The sequence below is a fragment of the Bacteroidota bacterium genome (assembly GCA_018816945.1).
GTDB lineage: Bacteria > Bacteroidota > Bacteroidia > Bacteroidales.
The window spans coordinates 26,827-48,299 of sequence record JAHIVC010000025.1 but is presented as its reverse complement, the minus strand read 5'-3'; the positions used below and the strand labels follow the sequence as shown (position 1 = coordinate 48,299).

General features: G+C 34.3%; 15 protein-coding genes and 1 tRNA gene. 11 read left to right on the top strand and 5 right to left on the bottom strand.

The genetic code is table 11. The features are described 5' to 3' along the window. Position 1 precedes the first annotated feature (1 nt). The 7 genes from KKG99_04940 (at position 2) to KKG99_04910 (ending at position 13,150) form a co-directional block, all read left to right on the top strand. On the top strand, positions 2–2,368 hold the full coding sequence (locus KKG99_04940; GenBank protein ID MBU1012329.1) for an ABC transporter permease: 2,367 nt from the start codon (positions 2–4) through the stop codon (positions 2,366–2,368). A gap of 156 nt (positions 2,369–2,524) precedes the next feature. Next, the gene (locus KKG99_04935) at positions 2,525–3,136 is read left to right on the top strand and encodes a hypothetical protein (protein MBU1012328.1); all 612 of its coding nucleotides are present in this window, start codon (positions 2,525–2,527) and stop codon (positions 3,134–3,136) included. A 453-nt stretch (positions 3,137–3,589) separates the two neighbouring features. Further along, positions 3,590–4,837, top strand: a complete 1,248-nt coding sequence (locus tag KKG99_04930) for a hypothetical protein (protein MBU1012327.1) — start codon at positions 3,590–3,592, stop codon at positions 4,835–4,837. A 358-nt stretch (positions 4,838–5,195) separates the two neighbouring features. Beyond that, positions 5,196–6,236, top strand: a complete 1,041-nt coding sequence (locus KKG99_04925) for an oxidoreductase (protein MBU1012326.1) — start codon at positions 5,196–5,198, stop codon at positions 6,234–6,236. A 438-nt stretch (positions 6,237–6,674) separates the two neighbouring features. Next, positions 6,675–9,452 (top strand): TonB-dependent receptor, encoded by a 2,778-nt coding sequence (locus KKG99_04920; protein ID MBU1012325.1) that lies wholly within the window; start codon positions 6,675–6,677, stop codon positions 9,450–9,452. Positions 9,453–9,542: 90 nt separating this feature from the next. After that, entirely contained in the window at positions 9,543–10,775 is a 1,233-nt protein-coding gene (locus tag KKG99_04915; protein ID MBU1012324.1) for a DUF4249 domain-containing protein, read from the top strand. A gap of 38 nt (positions 10,776–10,813) precedes the next feature. Continuing rightward, positions 10,814–13,150 carry a hypothetical protein gene (locus KKG99_04910; protein ID MBU1012323.1) on the top strand — a complete coding sequence of 779 codons (2,337 nt, stop codon included), beginning with the start codon at positions 10,814–10,816 and terminating at the stop codon, positions 13,148–13,150. A gap of 293 nt (positions 13,151–13,443) precedes the next feature. On the opposite strand, the gene KKG99_04905 is transcribed toward KKG99_04910, so the two are convergent. The 4 genes from KKG99_04905 to KKG99_04890 form a co-directional block, all read right to left on the bottom strand. After that, a tRNA-Met gene (locus KKG99_04905) sits at positions 13,444–13,517 on the bottom strand. A 66-nt stretch (positions 13,518–13,583) separates the two neighbouring features. After that, a complete protein-coding gene (locus tag KKG99_04900; GenBank protein ID MBU1012322.1) occupies positions 13,584–14,720 on the bottom strand; it encodes a saccharopine dehydrogenase NADP-binding domain-containing protein in 1,137 nt (378 codons plus the stop codon). Then, positions 14,717–15,619, bottom strand: a complete 903-nt coding sequence (locus KKG99_04895) for a DMT family transporter (protein ID MBU1012321.1) — start codon at positions 15,617–15,619, stop codon at positions 14,717–14,719. The genes KKG99_04900 and KKG99_04895 overlap by 4 nt, the downstream gene beginning before the upstream one ends. Before the next feature lie 10 nt (positions 15,620–15,629). After that, entirely contained in the window at positions 15,630–15,974 is a 345-nt protein-coding gene (locus KKG99_04890; GenBank protein ID MBU1012320.1) for a hypothetical protein, read from the bottom strand. Positions 15,975–16,359: 385 nt separating this feature from the next. On the opposite strand from KKG99_04890, the gene KKG99_04885 reads away from it, so the two are divergent. Genes KKG99_04885 through KKG99_04870 form a run of 4 tightly spaced genes read left to right on the top strand, consistent with a single transcriptional unit; the run spans position 16,360 to position 19,308 of the window. Further along, the gene (locus tag KKG99_04885; GenBank protein ID MBU1012319.1) at positions 16,360–16,959 is read left to right on the top strand and encodes a sigma-70 family RNA polymerase sigma factor; all 600 of its coding nucleotides are present in this window, start codon (positions 16,360–16,362) and stop codon (positions 16,957–16,959) included. Between the two features lie 13 nt (positions 16,960–16,972). After that, positions 16,973–17,518, top strand: a complete 546-nt coding sequence (locus tag KKG99_04880) for a hypothetical protein (GenBank protein MBU1012318.1) — start codon at positions 16,973–16,975, stop codon at positions 17,516–17,518. Between the two features lie 12 nt (positions 17,519–17,530). Next, positions 17,531–18,562 (top strand): hypothetical protein, encoded by a 1,032-nt coding sequence (locus KKG99_04875; GenBank protein MBU1012317.1) that lies wholly within the window; start codon positions 17,531–17,533, stop codon positions 18,560–18,562. A gap of 23 nt (positions 18,563–18,585) precedes the next feature. Then, positions 18,586–19,308, top strand: coding sequence for a DUF2807 domain-containing protein (locus tag KKG99_04870; protein ID MBU1012316.1), 723 nt, complete (start codon positions 18,586–18,588; stop codon positions 19,306–19,308). 31 nt (positions 19,309–19,339) lie between these two features. Here KKG99_04870 and ligA read toward each other — a convergent pair whose 3' ends face one another. Continuing rightward, positions 19,340–21,397: an NAD-dependent DNA ligase LigA gene (gene ligA, locus KKG99_04865; GenBank protein MBU1012315.1), complete on the bottom strand. Its 2,058-nt coding sequence runs from the start codon at positions 21,395–21,397 to the stop codon at positions 19,340–19,342. Between the last annotated feature and the right edge of the window lie 76 nt (positions 21,398–21,473).

The window sequence follows — 21,473 nt, the reverse complement described above, 5'->3', positions numbered from 1 at the left end:
CATGATAACGAATTATATTAAAACCGCCTTTCGAAATCTTGTTAAAAGTAAGACTTATTCAATCATTAATATTTTAGGGTTTTCAATTGGTTTGGCCTGTAGCATTATGGTGCTCTTGTATCTGAAAAATGAACTTACCTACGATAATATGCATGTTCATAAAAGGGATATTTACAGAGTAGGATTTAATCTAACCATGCCTGATGGTCACGAAAAATCTGCTGTAATTACAGCTGCAGTTGCTCCATCTTTACTAGAGGAATTCCCTGAGGTTCAGTCAATGGTGAGAATCAGAATGCCTCGACCGGGGTTTTTGGCGAAATATGAAATTAATTATCATTCGGAAAATGTATGTTTCACTGATTCGTCTTTCTTTGATTTTTTTTCTTTTAAGTTATTGTCGGGTTCTGTTAAATCTGTTTTAGCTGAACCATATTCTATTGTTTTGACCAAAAGTTTGGCTGAAAAAATATTTGGGGATGCTGATCCGATTGGACAGGTTTTAGATTGGGAGAATGCTTATTCTGTTGTGGTGAAAGGCATTGCCGAAGATTGTCCCAAAAATTCATCTATTCAGTTTACTGCCCTTATTTCTTTTACGACTTTATACGACCAACCAAACAGTTATCTAGGTTGGAACGGAGGAAATCAATATTATAATTATATAAAACTGGCTCCTTCTGCATCGCTGGAATCAATTACGCCAAAGTTGCCTGATTTCTTGGAAAAGCATATTAATTATATGTACAGACCACATGGCTGGTTAATTGAATTGGCTTTTGACCGTATGGATCGAATGCATCTTCATGGTTTTATTGATAATGATATGACTGCGGGAGATTTGAAAAAAATGTGGATCATCGCTTTGATAGGTTTATTCGTCCTCTTAATTGCCGTTTTTAATTTTATGAATTTAACAACAGCCCGATCAACTCAGCGATCGATCGAAATAGGGATCAGAAAAGTGCTGGGAGCTCATCGATCGCGGATCACTGGTCAGTTTTTAGGTGAAGCCGTGATTTTTAGCCTAATTTCCTTCATCATTTCTTTAATCCTGATCGAAATATTTCAACCTCAATTTACCAGATTTATAGGCGATTATGAATTATATACCAAATCCAATATCCCATTTATCGCATTGATCATATTTTTTACCGTAGGTATAGGTTTCCTGGCCGGTTCATATCCTGCCTTATTTATTTCTCGTTTTAAACCAATCAACAGTCTAAAAGGCGAAATGATCAGTGGTGGTGGAACACCCTATTTGAGGAATATCCTGGTAGTTATTCAATTTGTGATTTCAACCACTATCATTACCTACACTTTGGTGATGTTTCTGCAACTTAGTTTCATTCAGAAAAAAGATATGGGATTTGATACTGCGAATACGGTAATTGTTAATATGTCGAGTGGAACGGCAATAAAGGCATATTCAGCATTAAAGATCGGACTGGAACAGTTAGCAGAAGTCGAATCCGTTTGTTCATCGTCACAGCTCGTCGGACAAGGGATTACACAAAACGGATACTTACCTGAAGGTGTCAAAAATCCGATGTTGGTTAAGTTTATAGCTACAGATGAGGGTTTGGCTGAAATGCTCAAATTAGAAATGGCAGAAGGACGCTATTTCTCTGATTCATATGCATCGGATGATACCTCCTACATTATTAACGAGTCCTTTGCTAAAGAAATTGGATGGCAAAATCCGATCGGGAAAAAAATTATGCGTGATGGTGCTTATCCGGTAATAGGAGTTGTGAAAGATTTTAATTTTGAAGGATCTCAGCGTGAGATTGTTCCATTAATAATTGGAAAGGCCAGAGCTGATGAACATGTAGTTGTTTACGTAAAATTAAAAAGCCGGAATTATGAGCAGGCACTTGCCGGTATTGAAGAAAAATGGAACAAACTATTGCCAAACGAACCCCTGAATTATGGGTTTTATGATATCCGCTTGTGGGATAATTATACAGAATTAAGAAAATCAATTAGCGTCATGGGCCTGTTTGCATTTATGGCTATTTTAATTGCCTGTATGGGCTTATACGGATTAGCGATGTTCACAGTCGAAAGACGACAACGTGAAATTGGTGTCCGCAAAGTTTTTGGTGCCGATACCTATCAAATTGCGAAATTGGTGGTCGTTGATTTCCTGAAATGGATTTTAATTGCAAATTTCATCGCCATCCCCATTGCTTATTATTATTCAGTAAGGTTTCTGGATGGCTTCGCCTATTCAATACAACTGAATATCGTTCCATTTGCTATGGCATTGTTCATATCCCTAATTATTGCACTTATAACCATTATTTTCCAGGTAATGAAACTCACTAATATAAACCCTGTATCTACATTAAAGTATGAATGAAGATTTATTTAATAAATCTTGAATATCTTATAGATAATAAAACTTAACATCATTTAAATTAATGCATTATGAAACGAGCATGATTCGTTAATCACAAATACGGATGAAAATTCATCATGCGAGTTCCATCCGACCATCATAAAAATTTATTTACGGATGAAATATAAACTAAACTTTTTATTACTTGTAATTGCAGTTGGAGTTATTTCAACTTTATTACACGAACTGGGGCATTGTATCTTTTATTGGATACAGGGAATACCGGCAGGTATGTCTTTGGTAATGGAATATCCACTCATCGATATTACAGCTACTCAATACGGAATTGGATCTTTAGGTGGTCCAATTGTAAATATCGTTCTGATCATTGGGTCGTTTTATCTCATCAGAAAACACGAAAAGAAATCTATAAAATGGACCATATATTCAGCTATCATAATTGCAAATACATTTTATTTTATTTTCAGATCGATAATTGCAATTAAAAAAAATTATGGTGGCGAAATTGAAAGTATTATGAATTTAGCTGGGCTAAATTTTTATCCTGCCGTCATACTATTCTTAGTGCTTTCTTTAAGCATTTTAGTTTGGTGGGTCTATAAGTTTAAATTGAAAATTTCCTTTACTCACATACTATTCTACTTTATGCTCTTCATTCTTTATTTAGCTGTCCATATAATAATGGAGAATATAGATTCAAATTTTTTTAAAGATAAATTTCCTACAATTAAAATTGATAATGTTAAGACTCATAACCCACACAAATGATAGACTAATAATTTTAGGAAGGATTTTGTGATAAGTTTGACAGTGTTTTGATTATATAATAGAATTCATAGCTCAATAATAGCGTCGTTCTTATACTTTCGATGTGTTTCACACGATGGGTATTAATTGCTATTATTTGCAAGATCTGAGGTATAGTATTTTAGGATAAATGGTGGTTAGTTTGGTCTATCTTACCCATCTCGATTTAGGATTGTTTTGTTGACCATGGCAATTTTTTAAGCTCGTAGTTTTTTAGGCAGATCTCTGGCCGATTAAAGATAAATTTCTTTATAACATTATCATCATTGAAATATGAATTAAACGTAAGCTGTTTTTTATCAAAACAGTTTGTAACATTTGGCAATCTAAAGTCGTCTAAGATTTAAACAGTAAGTTAATCGTGAATCATCCTGTCAGCCAGTATGAAATTCTAAAAAACAAAATCGTTAAAATATGAAGACAAAATTTTTAGCCACAACCTTATTGCTTATATCATTGTTTGCAATAAAAGCATTTTCACAAGTTAATACCGACGAATTATTTATCTATGGAAAAGTAACTACCATTGATGGAGATCAGTATGTCGGACAAATCAGATGGGGAACAGAAGAAGTATTCTGGTTCGATTTTTTTAATGCAACCAAACCTGTTAACGAAAACCTTGAGTTTTTAAGCAGAAGTGAAATGAACGATTTGCGCGAAACTTCAGAGCATTGGGCAGAACGTTGGGTTGAGCGCGTTTTCTCAGTCAACGATGGTAGTTACAACAACAATTTTACACATACTTTTGCCTGCCAGTTTGGTGATCTTAAATCTATCGAGGTGAGAAGCCGTAACAGGGTCAATGTAATTTTGAAAGACGATCAGGTGATCCGTTTGGATGATGGGTCGAACGATATTGGTGCAACTATCCGGATTTTGGATGAAGAACTTGGAAAAGTCGAAGTAAAATGGGATCGTTTGGAGCGTGTTGATTTTATGGAGACTCCTAAAAACTTGAGGGACAAATTCGGGGAACCCATCTTTGGAAAGGTGCAAACCCGTTATGGGGAGATTACCGGTTATATTCAATGGGATCATGACGAACGATTGTCAGTTGATAAAATTGATGGTGAAACACGTCGTGATAATTATTCCATTCCTTTTGAGAACATGCAAACCATTGAAAAATATGGCAGGGGAGTTTTGTTGAAAACAAAATCAGGAAAAGAACTTGAACTTGAAGGTACAAACGATGTAAATCGTGAAAATCGTGGCATCATTGTAAATACTCTCGGCATGGGGTATGTTGATATTCCATGGAGCGAATTTGAGAAACTTACCATATCCGATCCTACAAAAAATGATTTAGTGGGCTATAATGATTTTATAGGACCAAATAAATTAGCAGGAACAGTACGTTTGGTAAATGGAACTTCTTATTCTGGTTTAATTGTTTATGACTTAGATGAATCCATTGATATCGAAATACTCAACGGAGAAAAAGATGATATTGAGTATCTGATTCCATTCAGGGCGATTCAAAAGATCAGCCCTAAAAACTATTATTATACTCAAGTTACATTAAGGGATGGGGATATGCTTTTACTCGGTAAAGGCCAAGATGTTTCAGATCGAAATACCGGAATTTTGGTTTTTGAATCGGATAGCAAATATCATTACATTCCTTGGAGAGACGTAGAAGAAATTGTTTTTAAATAAGTGAGACTGTGATTTTGAATTCAAAATCACAAAAGTCGAACTCCTGCCAGACGCAGGCTGGTATCCCGAGCGTTTACATTGAGCGTAGCGGAAATATAGTCGAAGGATCAATAGCCCTTTTTCGGAAAATATTAATAAAGTAAAAGTGTAATTTCTGAGCCCCTTTCTGATTTTTCAGGAAGGGGCTTTTTTTAGAGGTGAACTTTTTGCGTGGTTATTTTTCTCCCCTGTTTATAAGGGAGATCCCGATTTATCGGGAGAGGGGGTAATGAAAAAACATAAAAGAAATGAGCTATGCATTTTAATGAATTATTACTTAAGTTTGTTTTATTAGAATACAAATCAAAAAAAAATTAAAATGAAAATCCGAAACATTTTTATTATCTCCATGGTAATACTGACCTCTTGTTATACCGATGAATTAAAAACCGATCCTATTCGTTTGGAATATATTGAATATGATTTAGGCCTTTCCAATAGTTTTCGTGGATTATCCGTTATTGACGAAAATGTGTTTTGGGTAAGCGGGACCAAAGGAACAGTTGTGCATAGTGATGAAAATGGCAATTTGATCATAAATCAGGTACCGGGTGCAAGCGAAATGGATTTTCGTGATGTAGTCGCCCTTGATGTAAATATAGCACTCGTGATGAATGCAGGTTTTCCGGGTGTAATTTATAAAACCGTTGATGGTGGAACAAATTGGTATGAAGTTTACCATAATAGCGATTCAGCAGTATTTTTAGATGGAATGAAGTTTTGGGACAAGCAAAATGGAATTGCTTTTGGTGATCCGATGAACGGCAAAATGTTGATCATAACTACTACAGATGGTGGTGAGAATTGGGTGCAAACTGATCCTGAAAACATTCCTGAAAGTTTGGAAATTGAAGGTGGTTTTGCCTCGAGTGGAAGCAGTATTGTTGTGAATGGAAAATCAAAAGCGTGGGTTGGAATGGGTGGAACCAAAGCCCGTGTGTTTTTTACGGAGGATAAAGGCCAACACTGGCAGGTGGTTGAAACCCCAATATACTCAGGGGCAGGGATGCGCGGTATTTATTCGATGGCCTTTAAAAATGAAAAGGAAGGAATTGCAGTAGGAGGGGAGTATAAAAATGAAAACCCGCCCAATAGCAGGGCTTATACCACTGATGGTGGGAAAACCTGGACCTTGGGACAAGGAGTCGATCATTATCTCGCAGGTAGCTGCTACCTTTTTAACAATATTTATTTAGCCACCGGATTAAAAGGAACCGACGTGAGTTATGATGGAGGCAAAAACTGGGAAACCATTTCCGATCAAATACTGCATGGCATGGTTTTTACTGCCGGAGGTAAAGTTGGTTATGGGATGGGATTGAATGGGAAGATTGTGAAGGTATCAGTAGAAGAGAATTGAAGAAAGTAAATCTCTAGGCTGGGGATGATTCCTTTCTGCCAAAAACATGAATATCATGCCAATGTGAAGTAGAAAAAGCTATTTAAAATTGTACAAGTTAATTATTTAGCGTATATTTATATATTAGCAGTTACAATTTATTGATTCTAGCACTATTCTAACTCTACACAACTAACAATTCTCTTATCTTGAAATAGGTTAATATTTATTAACATAAAATCAAATATGAGCTTGACCAATTCTCATTTAGAAAAGCCATCTATACTCTTTTTAGTAGTCTTATCTTGTTCTACTTTTGCATTTATTTCTCAACCAATAAAAACGAAATTGATAAATGTATTAAAAGGAACAGGATCAACTTTAGTAAGGTTAGCTACATTCAATTATATTTTTTACTAAAATACTGTGATGAAATCTCATCAAAATAAGAATTCCAAAATGAAGTTTGTACTTCTCTCAGGATTTATTCTTCTTTTAAGCATACAATCATTCGGTCAGTCTGATATTATTATTTCAGAAACATATAATAACTTAGCTTGGGCTGATTTTGTACAAAAAATAGAAATGAAATATGATGTTCATTTTTTCTACTACGAAATAGACATTCCCAAATTTAACATCGCTATCAGAGAATCTTCATCTTTAAAAAAAATCCTGAATGAAAATTTAGATGCATATAATATTGCTGTTTCTATCGATCGGAAGGGGAATATTTTTTTAACAAAAGGTGTTGTACTTAATACAAGTCTACCATCCAATTTTTTCTCTCAATTGATCAAACCTAAGCAAGAAGAAAATGAGATTTCAGTTGACAAAATTGATGCAGATTTTTTAAAAACTATAAATCAATATGCTCCAAAAACAATTGTGGTTGGAACCAAAAAAGATGGCGTAAATAAAAAAAATGTCACACTAAGCGGCTATACTAAAAATTCTAAAACGGGTGAGATTATTACTGGATCAACCATCATGGATGAAGGCTCTAAAATTGGAGTTGCAGCTGATGATACTGGTTTTTTTCAAATAACTTTAGAAAAAGGGAAGCACATACTGGTCATAAATGGGATAAATATTAATGAAAAAAGAGTTCCAGTTGAACTTTTATCAAACGGAACCATAGAATTGTTACTTGAAGAAAAAATTTATTTACTTGATGATGTCGTTATTCGTGTTCAAAGGCAGAATAAAGTGAAAGGAACGCAAATGGGGATAGAAAGTTTGAGCTCAAAGGCAGTAAAAAACATCCCTCTTGTTTTTGGTGAAAAAGATGTTATGAAAATAGCATTGTTGCTGCCTGGTGTTCAAGCCATTGGAGAGGGTTCGGCAGGGTTTAATGTAAGGGGTAGTCCAACAGATCAAAATTTATTTTATATAAATAATGTACCTATTTACAACACCTCTCATGCCTCTGGATTTTTCTCATCTTTTAACACCGATGCCATTGATGAGTTTTCCCTTTATAAAAGTAATATCCCTATAAAATATGGAGGTCGCTTATCATCAATATTTGACATAAAAACGAAACAAGGGAGGGAAGACAAAACTACTGCTAACGGTGGGATTAGCCTTATTACAGGGAGAGTATTGGTTGAAGGGCCGATTAAAGAGGATAAAAGTAGTTTTTTAATTGGGATGAGATCGACATATTCAGACTGGGCGATTGACATGATGTTTGATGACCAAGACATAGAAGACAGCAAAGCAAACTTTGCTGATTTTGTTGGTAATCTTTCTTTTCAACTCAATAAAAATAACCTCTTAAATGTTTTCGCATATTACAGTTATGATAAGATGAAATTGGTATCGACAAACACCGAATATGACTATAAAAACATTGGAGTTTCGGCAAACTGGAAACATTTTTTAAAAGAAAAACACACCTTTGAATTAAGCCTTGCTCATAGCATATACGATTTCGAAAAGGAAGTGTCTGAATTTGTATTTTCTGCTTTTAAGCAAAATTACAAACTGGAACATAGTGAAATAAAAGCAAACTTTAATTTCAGACCTAATCACAAACATAGTATTGATGCAGGAGTTAACTCAATTCTTTATCAAATTGATAGAGGAAGTAGACTCCCACTTGGTCCTGGCAGTTTGGTGCAAGACTTATATTTGGGCACTGAAAAAGGGCTCGAATCTGGAATCTATCTAGGAGATGAATGGGATGTAACGCCCAAATTATCATTGAATGCAGGTGTTCGATATAATATTTACGCATCCCTTGGACCACAAAAAGTTTATCAATACTCCGAAGGTTTACCAATGCTAGGATCTAATATTCAGGACTCACTATTTTTTGATAATAATCAAATTGCAAAATCTTATGGTGGTTTAGATTTCAGAGCAGCTGCTAAGTACAGCATCACAGATGATGTGTCTGTAAAAGTATCTTATAACAGATTGCATCAATATATTTATATGCTTTCTAACACCATTGCTGTTTCACCTGATTACACTTGGAAACTGGTTGATTATAATACAAAGCCTATTATTGGCGATCAATTTTCGGTAGGCTTTTTCTCAAACCTTTCCGCAAATGAATATGAAGTATCGATAGAAGCTTATTATAAAAAGAATAAAAACATAGTAGAAATAAAAGATGGGCATGATTTCTCTTTAAATAAATACATCGAACAAAGCACTCTGCAGGGTGATTTGAAGGTTTATGGGGTCGAGCTAATGTTAAAAAAGAACATTGGATCTCTCACTGGGTGGATCAACTACACCTACTCCCATACAAGCGTATTGATTGACAGTGAATTTGCTGAAAATCGAATAAACTATGGAGAACCTTATCCCTCAAATTATGATAAGCCACATGCTCTTAATTTAGTAGCCAATTATGATTTTGCTAGAAGACATCGACTATCATACAATATTGTCTATTCAACAGGGAGGCCAATCACATATCCTACCTCTTTTTATTTTCAGAACGGGATAAAAATATTAAATTATTCAAAACGCAATGAATATCGGATTCCCGATTATCTCAGACTAGACTTATCATTCACAACAGAAGGTAACTTGCTAAAAAATAAGGCTGCTCATGGTTCTTGGACCTTTTCTATATACAATGTTTTGGGAACTAATAACCCCTATTCAATTTATTTTAAGCAAGAAGAGAATAAAATACAAGGGTATAAGTTGTCCATTTTTGCTGCTCCAATTGTTTCATTAACCTATAATTTTAAGCTTGGAAATTTTGATAGTTAACATTAGTAATAAAAGTGGAATAAAGCAAAAACCGGTTTTTGGGATGATTAATTATCTCATATAACAATATTAAAAAATGAACTAATTAGTATGAATAAATCAGTAAACACAAAATTATCTATTTTTATATTTTTAATGGTTGCCTGTATTTCCTGCGTCGAGAAATATTGGCCCGACTTAAAAAATGGACACGAAAGCTTATTGGTTGTCGATGGAAAAATTACTAACGAGCCAGGTCCATACACCATAACTTTATCAACTACGAGCTCTCTTCAAGATTTTGATTCGATATCTGATTTTAATCCGGTATCGGACGCTATAGTTACAATTACTGATGATGAAGGAAATTCAGAAACACTTTTAGAAGTAGAAGCCGGGGTTTATAAAACATCTGAAACAGGAATACAAGGGATTATTGGAAGAAAGTACAAACTTAGCATCATTGCAAGTGAAAAACACTATGAATCGGAATTTGAAGAATTACGATCGCCTGTTGAAATAGAATCTGCTCATTTTGAAATAGAAACCCGGTTAACAGAGGACAGATTAGACGAAGCTGGTACCGAAGAAAAAGGCTATCAATTTTATGTAACAACTAAAACAGCAGCGGAGGATAAAAACTATTATTATTGGGAATTGGAAGAAAGTTACGAATATCATGCCTATTATAGAGCCACAAAAATATTCAATGGGAAATTCACCAAGGTCACGTATGAAGAAGCAAACAGCTTATTTTATTGTTGGAATATCAATACAATAAAAAAAGTGTTCACACAGAGCACTGAGTTTCTGTCTAGCCCTAAAATTAATAATTTTCCACTGAGTTTTGCATCATTTAAAGATTATAAACTTAGGGAAAAATATTGTTTATTTATCAAGCAATTCACCATTTCAAAAAATGCATATGTTTTTTATAAAGGAATAGCAGATCAAAATTCAAATACAGACGATTTGTATACATCTCAGCCCTATCGAATTTTAGGAAACCTTGTCAACACACAAAATCCGGAGGAAGCAGTACTTGGATATTTTTTGGTTGCAGGTGTTTATAAAAGCCCGCATATATTCACTCCTAAGGTGTTTATTGATTCTGACTATGATTATTCTATAGATCATTGTTTTATCCCTTTAATAGACGATGTTGAAGCCTATCTTGCATGGGTTCATCCTGACAACTATCCACTATATGTAGCTTACGGATGGGTAAGGATTCCCCCTTTATATGGTCAATACGTATTTATAGAGACATTTGTGTCAAAAGATTGTATCGATTGCAGAACAAGAGGGGGAACAAACCAAAAACCGGATTTTTGGGATGATTAATTACGTGATTAAAAATTATTAATATTAAAATAATTTAAATGAAATACATATTTTTATTTTTACTGATCTCAAACTCGAGTTTAGCACAGATTAATAACAATAGGCATTTTAGCAATTCTTTGGAAAATATAGACGAAAAAGTTGTTTTACGAACAGATAGAAATTTGTACATATCGGGAGAGAAAATTTGGTTTAAAGCCTTTTGTTACCTACCCGGAGAAACAAGACAGACAAATTTAAGTAATGTGCTTTATGTTGAGTTTTACAATAACTCAAGAGAGTTTATGGTAAAAAGAAAGTTTAATATTTCGGATGGAAGTGCATTTGGATCAATTGATATACCTTCAGAATTTTTATCAGGGAATTATTTTTTAAGAGCATATACACAGTTTTTGAAAAATCACCCCCTAGGCAATTATTTTACTTCACTCATTACAGTTGTTAATCCAAATATTGCATTATCAGAAAAAACTAATCTAGAGAGAGCGAACATTCAAATAATTCCTAGTGGAGGCGAATTACTAGATGGGATTAAAACTCAGGTTGTTTGTAAAATCAATGAAGATATAAGTCATAGAATAGAAAGTATTTACCTTATTGATGGCAAGAAGAATATCATTTCTAGCCCTTCGATTTCAAAAAATGGAATTTGCCTTTTTGAAATCACTCCCTCTAAATTATCAAGCTATGCAATTAAACTATTACTGGAAAGCAATGATTCAATTGTTCAGCCTTTACCTGATGTGTCTGAGATTGGAATGGCTGTAAAGTCAGAAATATCATCCAACGGTGAGCTAGTTGTGGATATCATCAATAAAGGGAAGAGAATCAGTGAAATAAGTCAAAATTACCGACTTATGATTTATTCCCAAAACGCTAGAATACTTGCTGAATCCAATTTTGATTTAATAAATCAAGAAAGTCAATTAAAGTTCTCAGCCGATGTGCTTGAAGAAGGTATCAACAATCTAATCATCAAAAACAAACAAGACAGCATAATTAAGTTCAGTGCCTTTTATCATCAAAATAAAGGCAACCAGCTAAACATAAGCACAGACAAGGAAAATTATTCACAAAGAGAACGTATCCAATTGAATATCGAACCCTTTATCAATTCAAGTGATTACACACCAATGGATTTATCAATATCAGTTATTAAAAAGGGCACAACATATAAGCCAGATATTTTATTTAAATATATCATGGAGTGTCCACAGCTTATAGAATCTTACTTACAAGATATTGAGTTTGTAAGCTTATTAACTGATGAACAAATTAATACCTTAATGATTATATATAGTAATATGGTATCTCAAACCTCTTTCCATAAAATGCTTAAGAAAAACACAAGCATTACGCAATGGATACCAGAAATTCGAGATAAAAGCTTTATTAGCGGTAGAATCTACAATAAAACAAACGGTTTGCCCTTACCAAATACCCTTGTCTATCTCTCTACATTTGCTCCCAACCAACTTCATATCTATAGGTCACAACAGAATGGAGCGTTTGTATTCTCGCTGAATAATCTAGTCGATCATCAAAATATTTTTCTATGCTCAAATTCTAATTTGGGTAGTGAAGTAGAATTCCAAATAAATGATGAATTTTTATCTGAATTTCCTGCTATAAATAATGTTCCTCTTTCAATAGATGCTTCTCAATACGAATTTTTGGAAGAAATGTATGTTAATATGCAAGCAGAAAAAATCTTCAGAATAAAAAGGGGCACAATACATCCGCCAGAGATCACTTTTCCATTTAATTTTTGGATTCCTCAAGTATCAGTAGCTATTGACGACTACGTAAAAACAGCAACATTAGAAATGTTTTTAAGAGAAATTATTCCTGATCTTGTGGTACGAAAAAAGAAAGACCAATATTCTTTATCCCTTTTCGATGATGGACAAGATCTTTTTATTGACGATCCATTGATTATGGTTGATAACATTCCTATTTTTAATGTAAATAACCTATTAGATATTCCCCTAGCTAAGGTCGAAAAAATTGATTTGCACCTAGGAACTCGTATGATAGGTGGGCACATTATAAACGGGGTTGTTGTGCTATCAACAAACAGCGATAATTTTGGTGGAGTTAAATTACCCGAAGAATCATCATTTCTCGAATACCAAGCAATTTCTCCTTCTTATGGATTTGACCCGCCCGTGTATGATACAGCGGAAAAAAAATCAAGTCGATTGGCCGATTTTAGAAACTTACTTTATTGGAATCCAAACTTAAGGTTGACAGATAATAAGGCATCCGTATCTTTTTACACTTCTGATCACTGCTCAGAATATGAAGTGATTATTAAAGGCTATACAAATGATGGAAGTAAGTGTTATGGTAAAACTTCATTTAAGGTTGAATAAAGCTTAGTTATCATATTTTAAATAAGAATCTTAATTCTATTGCAATACATAAAAATAAATTTATTGTAAATTCTTATTTCGTTTCTTAACTATTTCATATTTAAAACATTTTATTAATCTGCAAACCTGCAAACCTGAAAGAATTGGTTTTGCTGATTCTGCGTTGGGGGAAGGCTAACCCAAAACCCCTTATTACTTCGTAATAGGTTCTTTTTATTTTAAGATCGTTATCAAGCAAGTTTGAACTACTTAAAATAAAAAACCCCTACACTTACGTGTAAGGGTTTTTGTTGTAGCGGGATCGAGAATTGAACTCGAGACCTCCGGGTTATGAATCCGACGCTCTAACCAACTGAGCTACCCCGCCATTATTTGAGTTTGCAAAAATAGAAAAATATTAACTCTTACAAACTCCTTTTTTGATATTTTTTATTTAAAGTTCAACGATTGTTTCTTTATAGATCACTCCGCGCTCTGCCAAGCCTTCCAACAGAAAATTTACACATTCTTTATGCTGTCCGATAAATTCGGGTGCGGACACCCCTTTTTTGGTATAATGGCCACTGGCGATCATCCTGACAGCCATGGTAGCTGTATAACCTGTCGTACGTGCCATGGAATGGGTTTTGGTTTCCGGATCGTAATAATCAAGTAAATCGTAAGTATACCTTAATTTTTTGCTATCCTTTATTCCTTCAATAATTACTTGCATAATAGTTAAATCTTCTTCACCGTCTTTTAATTCCCATTTAGGAAACAAAAGTTTTGTCGTCAAATCAAGCGGACTGATCAATACCCCATTCACTTCAATTTCTTCTTTATTGAAAAAACCGGTATCACGAAGCATTGCCATTTTTTCGATGTGTCCGGGATAACGCAGCGTTTTTTCAATCATATATGGTGCATCAATGGTGTTTGCCAGACTTCGCAGACCATCACTATTAAATGCTTCCAAAGTACCTACTCCTTTAAAGTTTATTAATTCGGGATCGGAAAGTGCCGGTTTTATCACTTCTTTTCCATTTTCAATATATCGTGCAGGGCGCGTATATTCTTCAATTACATCGATAGGTGAAAATCCGGCTTTGTACTCGTAGGGCCATTCACGAATTACAGGCAATCCTCCAACATAAGTAATGGCTTTAAGTGTACTGTCCAATAAATGATCAACATGCCCGATTAAAACATTACTCATTCCGGGTGCTACACCAATATCCGAAATGGCGATTACTCCTTTTTCGATAGCTAATTCATCAAGGGTGAAGAGATCTTCCGGGAAAAATGCAATGTCAATCACATTCTTGCCTGCTTCAATAACGGTTTTTAACGTTTCATAACCCATAAATCCGGGTACGGCACTAAGCACCATATCGAATGAAGATAATAGCTTTTTAAGCCGGTCCTTATCAGAAAGATCGGTTTGAATTGTTTTAATATTTTCGACCAATGCTAGTTTGAATAAATTGGTTTCCGAAATATCTGCAACCGTAATTTTAAATTGTGGATCTTTTGCCAGATCAATGGCCATGGGTGCTCCAACTAAACCAGCTCCTAGTACGATGATGTTCATTCGATATTTTTTTTGTAAGTCAATCTGTTAGTTTGTGAAAGTATCACCCCTAAAATTACAATTATCATCCCGATTATTTTTGAAAAAGGGAATTCTTCGGCCAAAATAAAATATGAAAATAGTGCTGTAAAGCCGGGTATTAAATTTGTATAGATATTTCCCTTACTTATCCCGATTTTACGCACAACCGAAGTATATAAAATATACGCTGCACTTGACGCAAATATGGCGAGTAATAATAAGGTGGTGATTAGTTCAGTATTAGGGCGTATTTGAATAAATTGATCAAATTCGAAAAATAAAAATAGCGGTAAAAAATAAAATGCACCAATGGCATTTTGATAAGTAATAATCGTCAGCGACGAATAAGATGCCGTAAGTTTTTTAAGCAGAATCCCGTAGATAAGCGCAGCGATAACCGCACCAAATAGAAAGAGGAGGCCTAAAGGACTTTCACTAATATGCAGTTCATTATCGAAAAGCATCACCATAATGCCTGCAAAAGAAATCAAAATCCCAATAAGGTTAATTATGGAAAGCCGCTCTTTTAAACTAAAATATGCTACAACAGGAGTAAAGAGAGGTATAGTTGAAATGATTACTGCACTCATGGTTGACGAAACCAAACTCAAACCAAAACTCTCTCCTAAAAAATATAAAAAAGGGTTGAATAAAGCAGAGATTGCAAAGTGCCTATAATGCTCTTTTTTTATTTTACGAGGCCTTCGAAACAGATGAATGAAAAATAAAAGTATGATGGAAGAAATAACTAATCGAAGGAATATGGTAGTTAGTGGTTCATAATATTTGAATACAATTTTGGTCCAAATATAGGACAGACCCCACAGGAGCATTGAGATTACGGCAAGCAGATGTACGGTGTATTTTCCTTTTTCCAAACCTGATAATTTATGATCGCCCTTCTTCGTTCAAGAAATTAGTATTATGCTTAAGTGAGCATAGGATTAATGCAAAACAACCTGTTATATTTAAAGTTTCGGCAATCTGCTCCCTTGTATCTCGACCTGAAGTACCTTTTGGTGTCGCACCGATTGCATAAGCCCTGATTAGAAATCCAAAAACACTAATTCCAATGGCTGTATAAGTGAATATTTTATATTGTTGAACAGTTAAAAAACCGTAATCGGTAAAATGAATAATAGGGACAGCAAATAGGAATAATAATACCGGTATCTGACCACAGTATTTAAATAAGGTATTACCATTTTTTTCGCATGAGTGAATGAGTGCCATTTTTAGATTTTATAGTTAAGATGCATTGGGCAAAAGTATTTAAATTTTATTTCATTTTTGTCATATTTTTTCAGGAGGTAAAGACTTGAACGTATTGAATCCAACAAGCATTATTCATAAAATGAAACGTCCATGATAAAATAATCATGATTTTAACACACACGAGAATGATCATTTTATCATGGTTAGTTCCCTGTCTGCCGACAGGCAGGCATCTGACCGTTTAGAAATAAAAATAAACAGATGAAACCGGAATTCAGTTTTGCTATAAAAACTTTACTCTGCTTATATTCAAATAGCACTATTTTGAATTGACTAATTAAATTAACTTTACTCAAGCTTGTTCATTTTTTTTTCAAAAAAGTGTAACAGTAAAAAAAAAACGATGTCTTTAGATAAAAATAGAACCGAATTGAGCAAAAAAGTCAATAATATTCATAATGAGCTTATCACTGCTTGTTTTGCCGGCGACCAGAAGGCTCAATTCAAAATCTATAATTTGTATTATAAAGCGATGTATAACACTTCATATAGAATATTAAACGATCAAATGGAAGCAGAAGATGTGATGCAAGAGGCTTTTTTAGATGCCTTCCAAAAGATTTACCAATATGATGGAAGTGCAGCATTTGGCGCATGGTTAAAGCGCATTGTAATCAATAAATCGCTTGATCGATTAAAAAAAATGAAACATGATATTTCGATTGATGATTTAGAAAATGAACTAATTGAAAGGGATGAAGAAGATTATTTTGAAGTGCTTTCAATGAAAATTGAAGCCATCAGAAAAGGAATAGAGCAATTGAACGATTCGTACCGCATCATCCTTTCTTTGTACCTGCTCGAAGGCTATGATCATCAGGAAATATCGGAAATACTTGGGATTAATTACAATGCAGTCAGAACCAAGTATTCCAGGGCCAGAAAGAAATTACTGGCAAATATCAAGCAATACCAGTTATCCGACAGCATCAACTTAAATTAAAGGAGGTGAATTTATGTCAATATTAGAACAAAGAATAACGAAAAATAAAGAACTCTTTGATGTGAATGAACCCGAAGAAGGTCATTTCAAAAGATTTCAGGAAAAACTACAGAAAATTCAGCCTGAAGTTAAACGATCGTACAGGAGATTATATGTGGGCACAATGAAAATAGCTGCATCGGTTATTATTTTACTCGCAGTTACATTTATGCTTTTTATCTATAATAATGGATCAAAAAATTTATTTGCAACCGAAGCATCACCTGAATTATTGGAGGCAGTAGACTATTACTCAACAATGAACGAACAAAAACTTGCAAAAATTGATGAATTGAGTAAAGCTGATGCCGAAAGTGAAAAGCTAAAAGAAAATGCATTATATAATGCGAATGCCATTGCGATGGAAACAAAAAAGCTCGAACAAGAATACATTGAAAGTAATAAAGATGAAAGGGTTCTTGGAGCTATTGTAAGAAATTACCGATTCTTAACTTCAGTTTTGGATAAGGTAATTGATAATATGAATGAAGTTCAGGAAAAGAAATTAGGAGTTTTATAAAAGATAGGAAAAATGAAAAGGATTAATTTAATCAGTATAGTTTTCTTTTTACTTGTAAGTGTTTCGCTACAGGCAAAAGAAAAGTTTACTTCTACCTTTAAGAAAGAGTTTGAAGTAAATAGGGACGCAACGGTAAAGATTAGTAATACTTTTGGCGATATTCAATGTTTTACTTGGGACGAGAACAAGGTAAGTATTGAAGTATTGGTTGAAGTTACCGCTGATGATGAAAAGAGTGCAGGCCGTATCTTTGATAAGATAAGTATTGAAATTACCGGTGATAAATATAAAGTAGTTGAGCAAACAAAGGTCGGTAATATAAATTCGCGCGATGCCAAGTTCAATATCTTAGTGAATGTTTATTTGCCCGAATCATTAAATCTTGATTTTTCAAACAAATTTGGGAATACTTATATTGGTATTGTTAAAGGTAAAACATACTTAAAACAGTCATTTGGCACTTTGCATGCTTCTGAATTACAGAATGCAGATAATGAGATTATAGTGCAGCACGGTGCTTTGGAACTTGGGATTGTAAAAGAAGCTGTGATCGATATTAGTCATTCGGATTTTAATATCGAAAAAGCAGAACGATTAAAGGTTGATGCTCAGTTTACTGAAATGGAATTTGAAAAAATCGGCAAGCTTTTCATAGACGCAAATTTTGGAAGCCTTGAAATAGATGAAGTGGGTGTGATTGACTGTAAACTAAATGGAACAGGCACAAGTATTAATTATTTGAAGGAGTCGATATTGGCCGAATGTAAATTAGGCAAGTTGAGCATCGACCATATATCTAGAGGCTTTACAGAAGTTGATATCAATGGGCAACATTCATCCATAAGCATAGGATTGGATAATGGAGCTAGTTTTTCATATGATATAAGTGCCCAATTCGCAAGCGTATATCTGCCCTCGAACTTTAAACCGTCAAAGGAAAAAGTCAGCTTTAACTCTTATAAATATTATGGAAGTGCTGGTGATAAAGGAAGCAAGGCATTAATAAAAATTGAATCACAATTTGGAGCAATCGAAATAAACTAATTATAAATTAAAATAAATCAAAAATGAAAACAATTAAAAAAATTGGATTAGCCATTCTAATGACCGGATTGATAGCTGTAATACCGAACTCAACATTTGCTGAAAAGTATATTAGAGGAAACGGTAACGTTGAAAAAGAGACCCGCAATATATCTTCTTTTAGCGCAATTGATGTAAGCAGTGCTTTCGAAATATATCTGACACAGGGTAACAGCGAATCGTTGGTAATTGAGGCCGATGAGAATATCATGGAATACATTATTACTGAGGTTAGAGGTGGAACTTTGAAAATTTATGTCAAAAGTAATATTCGAAATGTAAAAACAATGAAGGCATACATAAGTTTTAAAATGATAGATAAGATTGAGTTAAGCGGCGCCTGTAATATAAGAGGAGAGGGTACTTACAAATTTAATGATCTTGAAATTGGAGTTAGTGGTGCATCTGAAATAAATATGAACTTCACTGCTGATAAGGTATATTTAGATTTAAGCGGAGCTTCTGATATTGAATTTACAGGAAGTGCAGATAAATTAACAGTAGATGTATCCGGTGCAACAAAGCTATATGCTCAGGATTTTGAAGTAAAAGAATGTTCAATTGATGCTTCAGGTGCAAGTACCATAAAAGTATTTGCTACCGAAGAGTTAAGCGTGGATGCTTCCGGTGCATCCACAGTGAGGTACAAAGGAAAACCTTCGGTAAGCCTTGATTCATCAGGTGCTTCAAGTATTAGAAGGTACTAAGTTAAAAAATTTATATTGATTAAAAGCTCCGTTAGTCGGGGCTTTTTTTATGAATCATAGCCTCAAATTCGTTGATACCAATTATTGGAATGCCTAACTTATTTGCCTTGGAAAGCTTAGCCGGTCCCATATTTTCACCAGCCAAAATATAAGCAGTTTTTGCAGATATTGAACCCGTATTTTGGCCACCATGTAATTGAATAAGTTCTTTTAAATAATCCCGGCTGTAGTTTTCAAACACACCACTAACTACAAAAGTTTTTCCTTCCAACAAATTTGAAAGTAATTGACTTTGATTGGATAAGCTAAAGTTCAGATGATGTTCTTTTAGCCTTTTTATCAAATTTATATTTGCTTCTATCGAAAAATATTCAATAATGGATTTTGCAATTCTTTCGCCGATATCTTCAACAGAAATAAGTGTGTCATAATCAGCTAACATAAGTGCATCTATTGTTTGGAAATGGTTTGCCAGATTTCTGGCAACGGTTTCACCTACATATCTGATCCCAAGTGCGAATAATACTTTTTCAAATGGAGCTTCCTTCGATTTCTCTAATCCTTTGATGATATTTTTCGCTGTTTTATCTTTGAAGCTGATTTTGCGTTCTTTCTTCCCTTCAGATGAAGGAAATATTTTCTCTAAACCAAGGATGCTTTCATAAGTTAATTTGTAAAGATCGCTCAAATCATGAACCAGTTCATTATCATATAAAATTTCAATTTTGCCTTCGCCTAAACTATCAATATTCATCGCCTTACGGCTGATAAAATGTTCAAGTTTGCCTTTTATTTGAGGTGGACATTGGGTATAATTTGGGCAGTAATGGTTTGATTCGCCTTCGTTTCTGTATAATTCTGTTCTACATTCAGGACAGTATGTGATATAAGTAACCGGTTTAGCATCGGCTTTTCTGTTTGATAAATTTACGCTCACGATTTTAGGGATAATTTCGCCCCCTTTTTCAATATAAACCTGGTCGCCAATTCTTACATCAAGTTGTTCAATAATATCTGCATTATGCAAAGATGCTCTTTTGATAATGGTACCGAGTAAAAAAACCGGGCGTAAATTTGCTACAGGTGTTATTGATCCTGTTCTGCCCACTTGATAATCGATTGATAAAAGTTCAGTTAGTGCACGTTCTGTTTTAAATTTATACGCAATGGACCAGCGTGGCGATTTTGCCGTAAATCCCAATTGCTTTTGCTGTTGTAACGAATTAATTTTAATTACAACGCCATCAATATCATAGGGCAAGGTTTTTCGGGCTTCATTCCAATCATCAATAAATTCGAATATTTCATCGGTATTATGGCAAATGGCAAAGTTATTTGAGATGCTAAATCCCCATTTTTTCGCTTCTTGTAAATTGTCGTAATGGTTGATATAAGGCAGTTCTTCGCCATACATTAAATAAAGGAAACATTCCAATGGGCGTTTTGCCACTTCCGATGAATCCTGCATTTTTAAGGTACCTGAAGCAGCATTGCGGGGGTTGGCAAAAGGGCTTTCACCAATTTCGATCCGATCTTCATTCAGTTTTTTAAATCCATCGTGCGGGTAAAAAATTTCACCTCTGATTTCAAATTCGGCAGGGTAATTCCCTTGCAGTTTTAATGGAATTGACCGGATGGTTTTTACATTGGCTGTAACATCATCGCCTTTGCTTCCATCGCCTCTGGTAATAGCTTGAGTCAGGATGCCATCAACATAGGTTAAGCCAATGGCAACTCCATCAAATTTGAGGTCGCAAACGTATTCAAAATCTTCTGTAAGCGATTTTCTTACACGTTGATCAAATTCCAGAATTTCGCCTTCAGAGTATGTATTCCCGAGTGAAAGCATGGGGTATTTGTGAGCAACCTGGCGAAATTCTTTGGTTATTTCGCCACCTACCCGTTGTGTTGGTGAATCCGGTTTTTTTAATTCAGGAAAAGAAGTTTCGAGTTTGATTAACTCTTCCAGCAGCATATCAAAATCGTAATCGGCAATAATAGGTTGTGATAAATCATAGTACCGATGATTGTGGTTATTTATTTCAACCGATAGTTTCTCAATTTTCTGCCGGGCTTCTTCTTTGGTCATTTTTTAGTCTTATTCTTACAAATATAATATAAAAAAAGCCCCGAAATTTCGAGGCTTTTCAATTATTTTGAGCTGA